This window comes from Methylomonas paludis, from assembly GCF_018734325.1.
In the GTDB taxonomy this organism is placed as follows: domain Bacteria; phylum Pseudomonadota; class Gammaproteobacteria; order Methylococcales; family Methylomonadaceae; genus Methylomonas; species Methylomonas paludis.
On the sequence record NZ_CP073754.1, the window covers coordinates 1,970,392 to 1,983,718 of the forward strand.

Annotated in this window: 11 protein-coding genes; 5 read left to right on the top strand and 6 right to left on the bottom strand. The window is 49.4% G+C overall.

Features of this window, described 5'->3' with window-relative positions; translation table 11 throughout:
• Nucleotides 1-9 precede the first annotated feature (9 nt).
• The 4 genes from KEF85_RS09010 to KEF85_RS09025 form a co-directional block, all read right to left on the bottom strand.
• Nucleotides 10-1,569, bottom strand: a complete 1,560-nt coding sequence (locus KEF85_RS09010) for a cytochrome ubiquinol oxidase subunit I (protein WP_215579652.1) — start codon at nucleotides 1,567-1,569, stop codon at nucleotides 10-12.
• On the bottom strand, nucleotides 1,559-1,780 hold the full coding sequence (locus tag KEF85_RS09015; protein ID WP_215579655.1) for a hypothetical protein: 222 nt from the start codon (nucleotides 1,778-1,780) through the stop codon (nucleotides 1,559-1,561). The genes KEF85_RS09010 and KEF85_RS09015 overlap by 11 nt, the downstream gene beginning before the upstream one ends.
• Nucleotides 1,781-1,845: 65 nt before the next feature.
• Nucleotides 1,846-2,760: a sulfite exporter TauE/SafE family protein gene (locus tag KEF85_RS09020; protein ID WP_215579659.1), complete on the bottom strand. Its 915-nt coding sequence runs from the start codon at nucleotides 2,758-2,760 to the stop codon at nucleotides 1,846-1,848.
• A complete protein-coding gene (locus tag KEF85_RS09025; RefSeq protein ID WP_215579661.1) occupies nucleotides 2,757-3,467 on the bottom strand; it encodes an MBL fold metallo-hydrolase in 711 nt (236 codons plus the stop codon). Before KEF85_RS09025 ends, KEF85_RS09020 begins: the two co-directional genes overlap by 4 nt.
• Nucleotides 3,468-3,774: 307 nt before the next feature.
• On the opposite strand from KEF85_RS09025, the gene KEF85_RS09030 reads away from it, so the two are divergent.
• Nucleotides 3,775-4,530: a peptidylprolyl isomerase gene (locus KEF85_RS09030; RefSeq protein ID WP_215579663.1), complete on the top strand. Its 756-nt coding sequence runs from the start codon at nucleotides 3,775-3,777 to the stop codon at nucleotides 4,528-4,530.
• A 272-nt stretch (nucleotides 4,531-4,802) separates the two neighbouring features.
• Entirely contained in the window at nucleotides 4,803-5,546 is a 744-nt protein-coding gene (pdxJ, locus tag KEF85_RS09035; RefSeq protein WP_215579665.1) for a pyridoxine 5'-phosphate synthase, read from the top strand.
• Nucleotides 5,547-5,561: 15 nt separating this feature from the next.
• On the opposite strand, the gene KEF85_RS09040 is transcribed toward pdxJ, so the two are convergent.
• Nucleotides 5,562-6,167, bottom strand: coding sequence for a hypothetical protein (locus tag KEF85_RS09040; protein WP_215579667.1), 606 nt, complete (start codon nucleotides 6,165-6,167; stop codon nucleotides 5,562-5,564).
• Nucleotides 6,168-6,681: 514 nt separating this feature from the next.
• Nucleotides 6,682-8,136 carry an efflux transporter outer membrane subunit gene (locus KEF85_RS09045; RefSeq protein ID WP_215579669.1) on the bottom strand — a complete coding sequence of 485 codons (1,455 nt, stop codon included), beginning with the start codon at nucleotides 8,134-8,136 and terminating at the stop codon, nucleotides 6,682-6,684.
• A 120-nt stretch (nucleotides 8,137-8,256) separates the two neighbouring features.
• On the opposite strand from KEF85_RS09045, the gene KEF85_RS09050 reads away from it, so the two are divergent.
• From KEF85_RS09050 to KEF85_RS09060, 3 genes are all read left to right on the top strand, one after another.
• Nucleotides 8,257-8,889, top strand: coding sequence for a TetR/AcrR family transcriptional regulator (locus KEF85_RS09050; RefSeq protein ID WP_215579671.1), 633 nt, complete (start codon nucleotides 8,257-8,259; stop codon nucleotides 8,887-8,889).
• Between the two features lie 109 nt (nucleotides 8,890-8,998).
• The gene (locus tag KEF85_RS09055) at nucleotides 8,999-10,090 is read left to right on the top strand and encodes an efflux RND transporter periplasmic adaptor subunit (protein WP_215579673.1); all 1,092 of its coding nucleotides are present in this window, start codon (nucleotides 8,999-9,001) and stop codon (nucleotides 10,088-10,090) included.
• Entirely contained in the window at nucleotides 10,087-13,149 is a 3,063-nt protein-coding gene (locus KEF85_RS09060; RefSeq protein WP_215579675.1) for an efflux RND transporter permease subunit, read from the top strand. Before KEF85_RS09055 ends, KEF85_RS09060 begins: the two co-directional genes overlap by 4 nt.
• The last annotated feature ends 178 nt before the right edge of the window (nucleotides 13,150-13,327 follow it).

Consider the following 13,327-nt stretch of genomic DNA (forward strand, 5'->3'; position numbering starts at 1 on the left):
CGCCTCGGCCTAATGACTGACAGTTTGTTCAAAATGGTAACGGCCGGTATGCAGACTGCTTGGCCCTAACCGTACATATTTTTGCATCAGATACAGCTCTATGATCAGCAATACTGTATAGAACAGGGCAAAGCCGCCGATACTCAGCCAAATTTGGCCACTGCTGATACTGGATACACTTAGATGCGTTGGCAACACCCCGGCTATGGTCCAGGGCTGACGGCCAAATTCGGCAACAAACCATCCGGTTTCTGCGGCTATCCACGGCAAGGGCAGACTCCAGACCGCCAGACGCAATAACCAGCGTTTGTGTTCAACCAGCCGGATGGAACAATAATAAAATGCCGCCGCAAACACAAACAGCATGATAACCCCGCACAACACCATGATCCGAAACGTCCAGAACAGCGGCGCCACAGCCGGTATGGTATCGTCAGCCGCCCGAATAATAGTGGCGGCATCGGCATCCACCACCTGACTGGTATATTTTTTCAGTAATAAACCATAACCTAAATCAGCTTTATGGCTGTCAAAATCGGCTTTGGTAGCCGCACTCACATCACCGTTGCGCAGTTTTTGTAAGGTGCCGTAAGCCAACATACCGCTTTTAATGCGTTTGATACTATCAGCATGCAGCTCTTTTAACCCCTTAACTTCTTCGTCTATCGAACGGGTGGCGATTAAACCCAGCAGATAAGGCACTTTCAAAGCCAAATCAGTTTGCTGGTTTTGCTGGTCTGGGAAGCCAAACAAAGTAAAACTGGCCGGAGCCGGTTCGGTTTCCCATTCGGCTTCAATGGCGGCCAGTTTGATTTTTTGGGTTTCACCAGAGGTATAACCACTCTCGTCACCCAGGACTATGACCGATAAAATCGAAGCCAGGCCAAACGCTGCGGCAATCGTGAACGAACGCCGGGCAAAAGCACTGTCACGCTGCCGCAACAGATACCAGGCACTGATGCTTAAAATAAACATGGAGCCGGTGACATAACCAGCAGCCACGGTATGCACAAATTTAACCTGGGCCACCGGATTAAAAAACACATCGGCAAAACTGGTCAACTCCATGCGCAGGGTTTCATAATTAAATTCTGCGCCCACCGGATACTGCATCCAGCCATTGGCTATCAATATCCACAAAGCCGAGATATTGGTGCCTATCGCTAGTAACCAGGTCACGGTCAAATGTTGCACCCGAGTCAATTTATCCCAGCCGAAAAAGAATAAACCCACAAAGGTCGATTCCAGAAAAAACGCCATCCAGCCTTCGCTGGCCAGCAAGGGCCCGAAAATATCTCCCACATAATGCGAATAGTATGACCAGTTGGTACCGAACTGGAATTCCAAGGTAATCCCGGTAGTCACACCCATCGCAAAGTTGATGCCGAACAGTTTGCCCCAGAATTTGGTCATATCCTTATAGATTTCCCGGCCGGTCATCACATACACCGATTCCATAATCCCCAGCAAAAACGTCATGCCCAGGGTCAGCGGCACAAATAGAAAGTGATACAAGGCAGTCAGACCAAATTGCAGCCTGGACAGCATGACAATATCATCACCGAACATCACGCGACTCCTTTATAGATTGAGAAGAAAAATCCGTTGCTGCCGGAACTGCAAACAATTGGTTCATATCAGCGGGTACCGGTTTACCGTGCCAGCGGAACAGTAAAAACCATAAGCCGATCAACAAAATCAGTTTAACCAGCAGCGCAATGCCGATTTGCCGGCGCAATAAACCGGGGCGGGGCAGGGTAGGGCTTTGCTTTACTGGCATGGCAACTCCAAAATAACTGGATCATCAATTAATACTAGCAATAAACACAGAAATTGTCGGGAATTTTATTTAGCTGCCGGATGCAAATCTAAAAACCGGGGTTTATGTATCCAGCGACTCAGCCGTACCAACACCAAAATCAATACCAAACCGGCTAGCGTGAAAACTATGTGCATCGGTACCCGCCAAAAATCCAGCAAAAACTGCATATCCTGACTATGTAAAGATTGGGACAAGGTATATAGCGCCACCGCAATCACCAGCACAGCAAACAGCTGGCGCAATATCAGTGGATTAATCCGGGCCGAAGCCAGACTACCTATCATACTGCCGCTCAGCGTGCCGGCACCTACCACCAGGGTCAAATTCATATCCAGAGCCACAAACTGACTATAACCGCTTAATCCTGCTACCGCATTCATGACAATAATCAACAGCGAGGTGCCAATTGCGCCCTGCATCGGCAAGCCCACCAGCAGGGTCAGGGCCGGCACAATCAAAAAACCGCCACCCACACCGACCATGCCGGTCACTACGCCCACCCAAAAACCGTCAAACAGCACCGGCAAATAAGGCACCCGTAGCGGACACAATTTAATTCTCAAGGCATAAGCAGCTTGCAAGGGTCGCTGACCACGACCCAACATTAACACACCTGTTACCAAACAAATACCGCCAAATAAACTCATCAGTGCCGTGCTGCTGAAATGGCCGGCCAGATGTGCACCGCCATATGCTCCCACCATCCCGGCAGAACCGAAAAAAAATCCGCTTTTCCAGCACACTGTATCGCGTCTGGCATGAGCCAGTAATGCCAGCAAACTGGATAATCCCACCACCACAAACGAAGTGACTATTGCCAGCTTAGGTTCAACATGCAACACATACACCAGCATCGGCACTGTCAACACCGAGCCGCCTCCGCCCAGCAAACCCAACACCAACCCTATCGCCACGGCTAACACCAGAGTCAAGGTCATGAACAGTCTCCTCCAGCAATAGTAACGGAACCACAGGACTGATTGGCTGGAATAGCTGTGTGGATTTGCTGGGGATACGCCAGTTTTAGGTCCCGCATTAGGGCAATAAAATCCTCCCGGCTACGTTTAAAACCCAAACGACTGTTTTTTGCCATCTCCTGCTTAATTGTTGAAACGGTATTACCCTGATAATCATGCCCTGGATAAACCAGGGTATCAGGTGGTAAGGTAAATAAATTTTGGGTGATGCTGTCATACAACTGGCCGGCATCGCCTTGCTGAAAGTCAGTGCGTCCACAACCATCTATCAACAAAGCATCGCCGCTAAACACCCGGTCAGGCAGCACATAACTGACACATCCTGCGGTATGGCCCGGCATATGCCGCACCACAATCTCCAGATCGCCGATTTGCAGCAAGACCCCATCCGTCACCATTAAATCAGCACAGGATGCCCCGGCATCCCGATGCACCACACTTTTACTGCCCAATTGCTCACGCAGCAGACCAGCGGCAGTAATGTGATCGGCATGTACGTGCGTTTCCAGGGTATATATCAGTCGCAGATCCAGACTGGACAATAAAGCAATATATTCGGCGGCTTGGGTGGCAACCGTATCGATCAAACAGGCACGCCTGCTGCGCTGACAGCCCAGCAGATAAGTATAGGTTGAAGTTTCCGGTTCATATAATTGTCTGAAAATCATGACATACTCCGCATTGAATTTGGACTTGATAATATTGTTATACAATATTGATGCCAGATAAGTTCAATGCTATAACTATGTCACTATGCTTATGATTTAAAAGCATAAACAGGCTGTTAATTTAATGTGGGTAATTATACTGCATCAATAATTGTTTCAAATTGAAACATTGGCGCAATACTGAGACAAGTGAAACAAAATACCAGCACTACTACATTTCAGCTTACACTTCCCAGCAGGCCGGTTTTAATTTAAGATATCGCATCAGCTTAACCGCTATCGCAAAAAAATCACTACGGAGACAGGTATGTTATTAATCCGCACCACCTTATTATCTTTATTAAGCCTCAGTTCGCTTTTCCCCTTCACAACAGCGCAAGCCACCGTTGTGACCATGGAAACCTCATTAGGTAATATCAATATTCAGCTTTATGATGCTACCGCCCCTCAAACTGTAGCCAATTTTTTAAGTTATGTGGAAAGCGGCGCTTATAACAATTCAATTTTTCATCGCACCGTACCTGGTTTTGTGTTGCAAGGCGGCGGATTCAGCTTAAGCGGCGGTAGTAACATCGTCAATACCACCGATTTGCCCACCCTGATCCCCACCAAGTCACCGGTAGTCAATGAATATGGTGCAGCCAATGTTATCGGCACCATCGCTATGGCCAAACAGAGCGGCAACGCCAACAGCGCTACCGACCAATGGTTTTTTAATCTGGTGGACAATACTTCAACCCTGGGTCCCAGCAATAACGGCGGTTATACCGTATTTGGCCAAATCATCGGCAATGGTTTAAATGTAGTTAATGCCATAGCCAACGACAGCTATACTTCCAGCAGCGGCTATGACGTTAGTAGCTATCTGCAAAACCAAAATGTTTCTGCCAGTGTTTACGGCGCATTCACCAGTACACCTTTGCAAGCCAATCAAGACGGCACCTACAGCTATATCACCCTCAATGATGTGTTTTTGGTCGCCCCGCTGCCCGCATCGGTATGGATGTATATCCCGGCGTTTTTGGGTTTGGCGGGCCTGATGAAACGCCGCAAAGCAGTTTAAGTCTTTGTTAACCGATTGCCGGTGGTAAATTTACCCTGCACATAGATAGCCTCTAGCCGGTTGTCCAAGTTTGTGTAGACGGAAAAGTTAGAGGATGTGCGGGACATGGTTCGCAATTGATGCCTTTCACTGGGTTCAGCACATCTATGCCTTATTGGTCAATTGATGCTTGGCGTAGTGAGTAGATACGAATAATTTTCCACCCAGCGAAAACCGGCAGCGCTTGGTATACTTAGCTCCCTTAAGTATTTACCATAAAAAAATTAAGTTAAATGGAAAAACAAATCATATTGCTGGGCGTTAATATCGACCACATCGCCACTTTGCGTCAGGCTAGAGGCACCCGTTATCCCGATCCATTACAAGCCGCGCTGATAGCCGAACAGGCCGGAGCCGACGGCATCACCGCCCACTTGCGTGAAGATCGCCGGCATATTCAGGACCGCGACATTCACTTATTAAAAGAGCATTTGCAAACCCGCCTGAACCTGGAAATGGCCGTCACTGCCGAAATGATTGCTATTGCCGTACAAGTCCAGCCTGCTGCCTGCTGCCTGGTGCCGGAACGCCGCGCCGAACTTACTACTGAAGGCGGCCTGGATGTTGCCGGCAACCCGGATACCATTCGTGCCGCCTGCGAAACCCTGGCTGCTGCTGGTGTGGAGGTGTCATTATTCATTGATCCTGATCTGCGCCAAATAGATGCCGCCGTCAGTGCCGGCGCACCAGTAATTGAACTGCATACCGGCCGCTATGCCGATACCGAGAATAAACACAGCAGACTTCAGGAATTGCAACGCCTGCATCATGCCGCCAAATACGCGCATCAAGCCGGCTTACAGGTTAACGCCGGCCACGGCCTGACTCTGCACAATGTTGAAGACATCTGCCATATCGGCCAGATAGTCGAACTAAACATCGGTCATGCCATCATAGCCCAGGCGGTATTTTCCGGTCTGGAAACCGCCGTCAGAGATATGAAGCAGCTGATGCGTGCAGCCAGAGCTTCGGTATAAACGGCCTGTTCCTGATTACAGACCTGCCTTCACCGTGCGAACATTCAGATTTTTCTGACGAGACATTATCTGCCAGAGCATAATCCCGGATACAGCAAATAACATTGGCGTAGCCGGCTCAGGTATAGGTGCAGGGGGCGACACCCCTAGAAAGTCAGGCCCCACCACATTGCCATTGTAAAAGCTGCCCTGATTAGGCAGATCGGAATATGGACTGTACAAAAAGTAGCTATAGCTGAAGGCCTGGGTGGTGGCCGGCGCCTGTGGCGTGGTGAACGAAAATCCGGACACGGCATCGGTGGCACTGTTGCTTGGCGTTGGCCACAACTGCCAGGTCCAGTAGGTTACGTAATGATCATATTGACCATCCGGAAACAATCCGCCCGTGGTAAAGAAATTCCAACCGTTGGGATTGGTTGTCGATACGGGCGTCAAATTCCAGTTTGCGTTGGTACTGTCGATAAGTACCGACACCTCTGTAACTGGAGTCGGCGAAGCTGATAATTGATAACTATAGGTATAAAGTCCGGCATTAAAGGAAACGCTGCCGGTCAGCACAGTAGCCTGTGCGGGAATGACCAGCAGGGTCATGGTTATCGTCCACCAGATTTTGCTAAGCATGGCTTACCTCATTTTCAAATAGTTGGAGTAGGGTATGGCTTGCTGAATTAATGTGATCGTGCGACATCCGTTCGACAACCATCGATTTGCTCACCAAGCTGAAGTCTTATCGGCTGCGCCCGGCCAGATCGCGAAACTTCCCAATATCAGTCGCTGCAGGTAAATTCACTTGGACTGTATCAAATTGTTTTGCAATGAAAATGTATCATATCCACAAATATCCCGCCCAAAAAAAGGGACTTGCTTAATGCCCCAAGGCCCCTTTAAAAAAAGAGGTATTGATAATTGTGCTGAGTAACCTCCGAAAACCAACCTATCGAGCGGCAGTTCGTCTAAAAAATGGTGTTGTTGCTAAGTTTCATGCTGATGTCCTTTGGTTAAAATGTTATAGATGACTGGTTTTGAACATATGCGCCGCGCTGTTGTGGCTTCGGCCAACCGCAGAAGATGTTCGCTCATCAAGCGAAACCGAAGCATGCCAATATTTAACCGGCCTGAAAGAAAAATCGACGGCCTACCCCAAGGAAACCGCATCCCAACCGCCGCCGAGCGCCTTGAATGACTGGATAGTGGCCCGTACTGAGTCCGATTGGGCTTGGGTCATGGCATCACGCATTTTCAGCAGGTGTTCGTCGGCATCAAGTACTTCCAGTAGACTTAAGGCACCGCTTTTATGACCGGCAACAGCCGCGTCGCGGGCCTTGGTCAGCGCGGTCTGGCCATTAGTCAACATTCGATGTTCCTCATTTGTTTTCAGCACAGTAGAAAATGCATTTTCTACATCGGCGGTGGCCTGCAATACTGTCAGGCGATAAGCAGCCAAGGCCTCGTTATTGAGACCTTCCGCTGCCGCGACTTCTGCTTCTACCCTGCCAAAGTCGAATAGTCGCCAGCGTAAACCCACTACACCTGCGGCCCGATTGGCGTCTGAACTGAACAGCGCCCCATACTTGGTGGTAATGGTGCCGATTAGGCCGGTTAAGGAAATTTTCGGGTAATATTCGGATATTGCCTGGCCTATCATGGCGCTGCTTGCTGCCAATCGCCGTTCTGCGACGATGATGTCGGGTCTGCGTCTTAATAATTCAGTCGGGCCGGTGGCGGTGTCTATACCGGGTGCAGCAGGTATAGCCTGACATGTTGCCAGCCCAGCCTGATTGGTGCCAGGTTGATCACCCAGCAATACATCGAAAGTATTCATGGCCATTTCCAGCCGGTTTTCCAGAACCGGAATAGCGGCTTGTACCTCGGCTAATGTCGCTTCGGCTTGTCTGAGTCGGGCTTCTGAGACGATGCCGCGCGCGAATTGCAGCTTAATTAATTCGACAAGTCTGGCTTGCGTGTTTACTCTTTCCCTGGCGATGGCAATCCGGGTTTGCAGGGTACGAATGCTGACATAGGTTTCAGCGACTGCGGCACTGATTTCCAGCTGTGCAGCAGAGACTGACGCATTAGCCGCCTGATATTCGGCTTGGGCAGCCTCAATTGCCCGACGAGTTCCGCCAAACAGATCAAGTTCCCAGTTAAGACTGGCGTTGAGGTCATAAACGTCTAGATTACGATTAAAGCCGGGCATAGAATTAAGGACTCGTCCGGTTAAGTCTTGCAGGGAAATATGTGCCTTGGTCGCCTGAGTATTCAGCTGTCCAGACGGCAGCAGCTGAGCGGATAGCCCGCTGACCTGGGCCTGGGCCTGGTTTACTCTGGCCGCCACTTGTCGTAGGGTCAGGTTTTGCTTTAACGCCCGATCAATATATTTAATTAGTTGCTCATCATTAAAACTGTGCCACCAGCGATTGATATCGGCCATATTTTTTGGAGTATTCCCGTTTTCCTGATTCAGCGCAGCGGCATGCAAGAACGGTTTTGCAGCAACAGGGGCAGGCTGTTGATAGGTCGGCCCGACCATGCAGCCATTAAATACTGTCAGGATAGCCAGGCAAAGCGATGTTTTGGTCAGCTGGTTCATAGTTGTATCCCCGAAGTGATTGGCTGTAACGATTATACAAAATCGTTACTTGTTGTCAACACTTTTGGAACTCTGTAATATCTAACGATGCATTTAAATTTATTTTAACGGTAGTGCTTTATGAAAAAAGAAACATTAGATTCCGCCCAAACCGCCAGCGGACAGCGCGGCCCTGCAATTCATGAAAGGCGCATCCAGATTATAGAATCGGCTAACGAGCACTTCCGTATCTATGGCTATAAAAAAACCTCTGTAGCTGATCTGGCAAAGGCGATTGGCGTTTCAAGCGCCTATGTATATCGCTTCTTTGATTCTAAACAGGCTATTGGCGAGGCGATTTGCAGCATGGCGCTTGGCAAAATTATTACAGCGATGCACGAGGTGGCCAATAGCGACATGTCGGCATCCCAACGTCTTAGAAATCTTTATACAACCTTGTTAGACAAGGGCTTGGAGATTTTTTTCAACGAGCGAAAACTGCATGAGATCACGGTCGCAGCAGTTGAAGGGCGCTGGTGCGCCACCACCAGATATCACGAAACAAAATACGAAGTCATCACCAAAATCCTGCAGGATGGCAGGGCCTCCGGGGAGTTCGAAAGGAAGACCCCTTTAGATGAGGTAGTCATGGCGATTGTGGAAACCCTGTACCCATTTTCTCATCCTATTCTGTTGGAACAGTCAGAGCCGGAAGTGTTGCGTCAACATGCTGTTGCCGTCACCAATCTGGTACTCAGAAGTCTGGCCCCCTGATTTTTTAAGTGCCTTTTTGGATATTTTATTGCCCAATAAGTTACGATTTGACAAATACGTTACTTGTATCTGATAATAAATTCGTTACTTTTTTTGCGGAGCAATAACTATGAAAACGTGTTGCAACTTAGCAAACCGGAGTATTCCGGTTTTAATGCTGACTCTGGTCATGGGCTGCTCCCAGCCTCCGGCCAGTGATGCCCGGCTTGAACCGCCGTTGGTGGTTGTGTCAAAAGCCACTTGGTCTGGTGGAGAGGATACTGTGTACACCGGTGTGGTGAAGGCTCGGGTAGAAAGCAATATCGGTTTTCGGGTTGCCGGAAAAGTGATCGAACGCAAAGTGGATGTGGGGCAGGCGGTACGCAAGGGCCAGGTATTGATGCGCCTGGACCGTAATGATTTGCTGCTTAACTATTCTGCACAGGCAGCCGCAGTGGCAACGGCCAAGGCAAAATATACCCAGGCTGTTGCCGATGAAGCGCGTCTCAATGGCTTAAGCGAACAGGGCGCAATTTCTGCTCAAGCTTATGATGCGGTCAAAGCCGGGCTGGATGCTGCCGCAGCCAGCCTTGAAGCCGCAAAGGCGCAAGCCAACATCGCTAAAAATGCGGATTCCTATGCCGAGCTTGTTGCTGATGCTGACGGCATTGTTGTTGGCGTATTTGTTGAGCCAGGACAAGTAGTGGCCTCAGGCCAAGCCGTGGTTCGTGTTGCCAAAAATGGTCCACGTGAGGCAGAAGTGTATCTACCGGAGAGTGTCAGACCTGCGATTGGTAGCGAAGCAACGGCCCAGATCTATAGTGAACAGTCAAAAAAATACCGGGTGCACTTACGAGAGTTGAGCAAAGCAGCTGATCCAGCCTCCCGCACTTTTACAGCCAGATATGTGATTCCTGATTCGCCTGCTATTCCCTTGGGTTCTACTGTTTCCGTCGAGTTAAATAGTGTAGGTGAACCGCTGCTACAAATCCCTTTATCAGCTATTTATGATGACGGACAAACAGTGGGCATTTGGATCGTCAATCCTGATAATTTCGCTGTATCCCTGCGGAAAGTCAGTGTCAAACAAGTCTCTGCGGAATTTGTATTCGTGACAGGTGAGGTCAGCCAAGCAGAGCAGATAGTTGCGCTGGGGGCACATCTTCTCCATGAAGGCCAACGGGTAAGAGTGGCTGACAGCAGCAAGGTGGTGCTCAAATGAACGGTTTTAACTTATCCGCATTCGCCGTCAAAGAACGGGCAATTACGCTTTTCCTGATCATGGTCATCACAGGGGCTGGCATATACGCTTTTCTCAATCTTGGCCGCGCCGAGGATCCACCCTTTACCATTAAACAAATGGTCATTAGCGCGGCTTGGCCTGGTGCGACAGCCCAGGAAATGCAAGATCTTGTCGCAGAACCCTATGAGAAGCGCTTGCAGGAATTACGCTGGTACGATCGCGTCGAAACCATGACGCGTCCCGGCCTGGCTTTGATGACACTGACACTGAAAGATAACATTCCGCCTGGCGATGTTCCTGAGCAGTTCTATCAGGCCAGAAAGAAACTGGGTGATGAAGCGTACAAGCTTCCGCAGGGAACACTTGGGCCATTTATCAATGATGAATATTCCGATGTCACTTTTGCCTTGTATGCGCTGCAGGCTGACGGACTTGCATTACCATTACTGACGCGAGAAGCAGAAAATATCCGGCAAAAACTGCTCCATGTACCTGGCGTAAAAAAGGTCGACCTATTTGGGGAGCGTCCGGAGCGCATTTTCGTGGAAATATCCAATGAGCGGTTAGCCAATCTTGGCGTGAGTGCATACCAGATTCTCGAGGCGCTGCACAAGCAAAATGCCCTAACGCCAGCGGGATCGATCGAAACCTCCGGCCCCCAATTGTTTGTTCGTCTTGATGGCGCTTATGATAGTCTCGATAAAATTCGCAATACCCCGATAGTCGCCGCCAGACAATCTTTCAAGCTTGCCGATATTGCTGAAGTCAAAAGAGGTTACGAGGATCCCGCCACTTTTATTATTCGGCATGATGGCAAGCCGGCATTAGTGCTGGGTGTGGTGATGCAGGAGGGCTGGAACGGTCTCAAACTGGGTAAGGCGCTGGAGACGGAAGAAAGCAAAATAAGCAGCGAACTGGCGCTGGGCTACCAATTTAAGCAGATATCCGATCAGGCTGTGAACATCAAAGAATCGGTTGATGAATTCATGCTTAAGTTCTTTGTAGCCCTGGGTGTCGTGATGCTGGTCAGCCTGCTGAGTATGGGGTGGCGGGTGGGTATTGTTGTCGCGGCTGCTGTTCCCCTAACACTGGCCGCTGTGCTAGTGGTGATGATGATCACCGATCGTGCCTTTGATCGGATCACCTTGGGTGCATTGATTATTTCGCTCGGATTGCTGGTAGATGATGCCATCATTGCCATCGAGATCATGGTAGTCAAAATGGAAGAAGGTCTTGATCGTATCAAAGCGGCCGCCTATGCCTGGAGCAGTACGGCTGCGCCCATGCTAACCGGAACATTGATCACGGTGATTGGCTTCACGCCAGTCGGTTTTGCCAAGTCCACTGCCGGAGAATATGCCGGCAATATATTCTGGATCGTGGGATTCGCATTACTGACCTCCTGGTTGGTGGCAGTCTTCTTTACCCCGTACCTAGGCGTCAAGCTACTGCCTGTCATCGAGCCGGTCAAGGGTGGGCATGAGGCCATTTACGCCACCCCGAATTACCGCCGTTTTCGCGATCTTGTCATCTGGTCTGTGATCAATAAGAAAAAAGTGGCTACAGCTGTTCTGCTGTCTTTTTTTGCCGCCATCGTCGGCATGGGGAGCGTGAAGCAACAGTTTTTCCCCAGTTCGGATCGCCCGGAAATGCTGGTGGAAATTCAGATGCCCTATGGTACAAATATTGATGCCACCAGTGCTGCTAGCGCCAAAGTGGAGCAATGGTTGAAGCAACAACCCGAATCCAAGGTCGTGACCAGTTATATTGGCCAGGGCGCACCGAGATTTTTTCTGGCATTTTCTCCAGAATTGCCCGACCCTTCCTTTGCCAAAATTATTGTCCTAACGCCCGATCAGGACGCTCGGGAAAAACTAAAGTCACGTTTACGAGAATCCGTACAGAATGGACTGGCGCCGGAAGCAAAAGTCCGGGCTACTCAGCTGGTATTTGGACCACCGTCACCGTTTCCAGTTGCGTTCCGGGTCATGGGTTCTGATGCCGATAAAGTCAGATCCATCAGTAACGAAGTGGCAGATCTGATGCGGAAAAACCCCAACATGCGCCAAGTCAATCAGGATTGGGGGAATCTCCAGCCCACCCTGCATTTTGTTTTGGATCAGGAGCGGCTGAAAGTGATCGGCATGACACCAACCGCTGTAGCTGAACAATTGCAATTCCTGCTGACCGGTGTACCCGTTACCCAAGTTCGGGAAAATATACGGACGGTGGATATTATTGCCAGAAGTGCAGGTGAGCAACGCCTCGACCCCGCACGTATTACAGATTTCAACTTGACCAATAACGAGGGGAAGATCATTCCGCTAAGACAAGTCGGATCGATTGAATTGCTACCCGAAGAGCCCTTAATCAGGCGTCGTGATCGCTATGTAACCATGACAGTACGTGGGGACATTGATGAAACCCTGCAACCGCCACAAGTTTCAACGGAAGTCTGGCAGGCATTAGCTCCCATCATTCAAGCGCTGCCGTCCGATTACAAGATCGAAATGGCTGGCTCCATAGAAGAGGCAGAAAAAGCCAATAAGGCCTTGCTGCCGATCTTTCCGATTATGCTGGCCCTGACCTTAACCGTGATTATCTTTCAGGTTAGATCATTTTCAGCCATGATCATGGTGTTTCTGACCGGGCCGCTGGGCTTGGTGGGCACGGTACCGGTGTTGCTGTTATTTAACCAGCCCTTTGGATTTAATGCGATTCTTGGATTAATCGGTCTGTCGGGAATACTAATGCGCAATACCTTGATTCTGATTGATCAAATCAAACAGAACCAGAATAAAGGTCTGGATGATTTCAATGCCGTGGTCGAAGCAACGGTGCAACGGGCGCGGCCCGTGGTACTGACAGCGCTGGCCGCGATACTGGCCTTTATCCCACTGACCTCTTCCGTATTCTGGGGATCCATGGCCTATACGTTGATAGGGGGAACAGCCGTGGGTACGGTGCTGACATTATTGTTTTTGCCCAGTCTTTATGCGATATGGTTTAAAGTCAAAAACACATTGCCAAAAAAATGAATGTTGGGGAATCTCTGAAAAACGAACCTATCGAGCGGCAGTTAGTCTAAAAATTGGTCTAATATTTCAATATACAACTGATTTTTATAAAATGAGCCAATTTAACCCGAAAATAAGCTGTATTTCCGGGTTATTTCCAATTTTGGACTCAATTAGGCATCGGCGTTCATAGTATCCC

What these genes read in the sequence shown, in the direction of transcription:
- KEF85_RS09010 (WP_215579652.1), bottom strand. Translation starts at nt 1,569, where the DNA reads ATGTTCGGTGATGATATTGTCATGCTGTCCAGGCTGCAATTTGGTCTG.
- KEF85_RS09015 (WP_215579655.1), bottom strand. Translation starts at nt 1,780, where the DNA reads ATGCCAGTAAAGCAAAGCCCTACCCTGCCCCGCCCCGGTTTATTGCGC.
- KEF85_RS09020 (WP_215579659.1), bottom strand. Translation starts at nt 2,760, where the DNA reads ATGACCTTGACTCTGGTGTTAGCCGTGGCGATAGGGTTGGTGTTGGGT.
- KEF85_RS09025 (WP_215579661.1), bottom strand. Translation starts at nt 3,467, where the DNA reads ATGATTTTCAGACAATTATATGAACCGGAAACTTCAACCTATACTTAT.
- KEF85_RS09030 (WP_215579663.1), top strand. Translation starts at nt 3,775, where the DNA reads ATGTTATTAATCCGCACCACCTTATTATCTTTATTAAGCCTCAGTTCG.
- pdxJ (WP_215579665.1), top strand. Translation starts at nt 4,803, where the DNA reads ATGGAAAAACAAATCATATTGCTGGGCGTTAATATCGACCACATCGCC.
- KEF85_RS09040 (WP_215579667.1), bottom strand. Translation starts at nt 6,167, where the DNA reads ATGCTTAGCAAAATCTGGTGGACGATAACCATGACCCTGCTGGTCATT.
- KEF85_RS09045 (WP_215579669.1), bottom strand. Translation starts at nt 8,136, where the DNA reads ATGAACCAGCTGACCAAAACATCGCTTTGCCTGGCTATCCTGACAGTA.
- KEF85_RS09050 (WP_215579671.1), top strand. Translation starts at nt 8,257, where the DNA reads ATGAAAAAAGAAACATTAGATTCCGCCCAAACCGCCAGCGGACAGCGC.
- KEF85_RS09055 (WP_215579673.1), top strand. Translation starts at nt 8,999, where the DNA reads ATGAAAACGTGTTGCAACTTAGCAAACCGGAGTATTCCGGTTTTAATG.
- KEF85_RS09060 (WP_215579675.1), top strand. Translation starts at nt 10,087, where the DNA reads ATGAACGGTTTTAACTTATCCGCATTCGCCGTCAAAGAACGGGCAATT.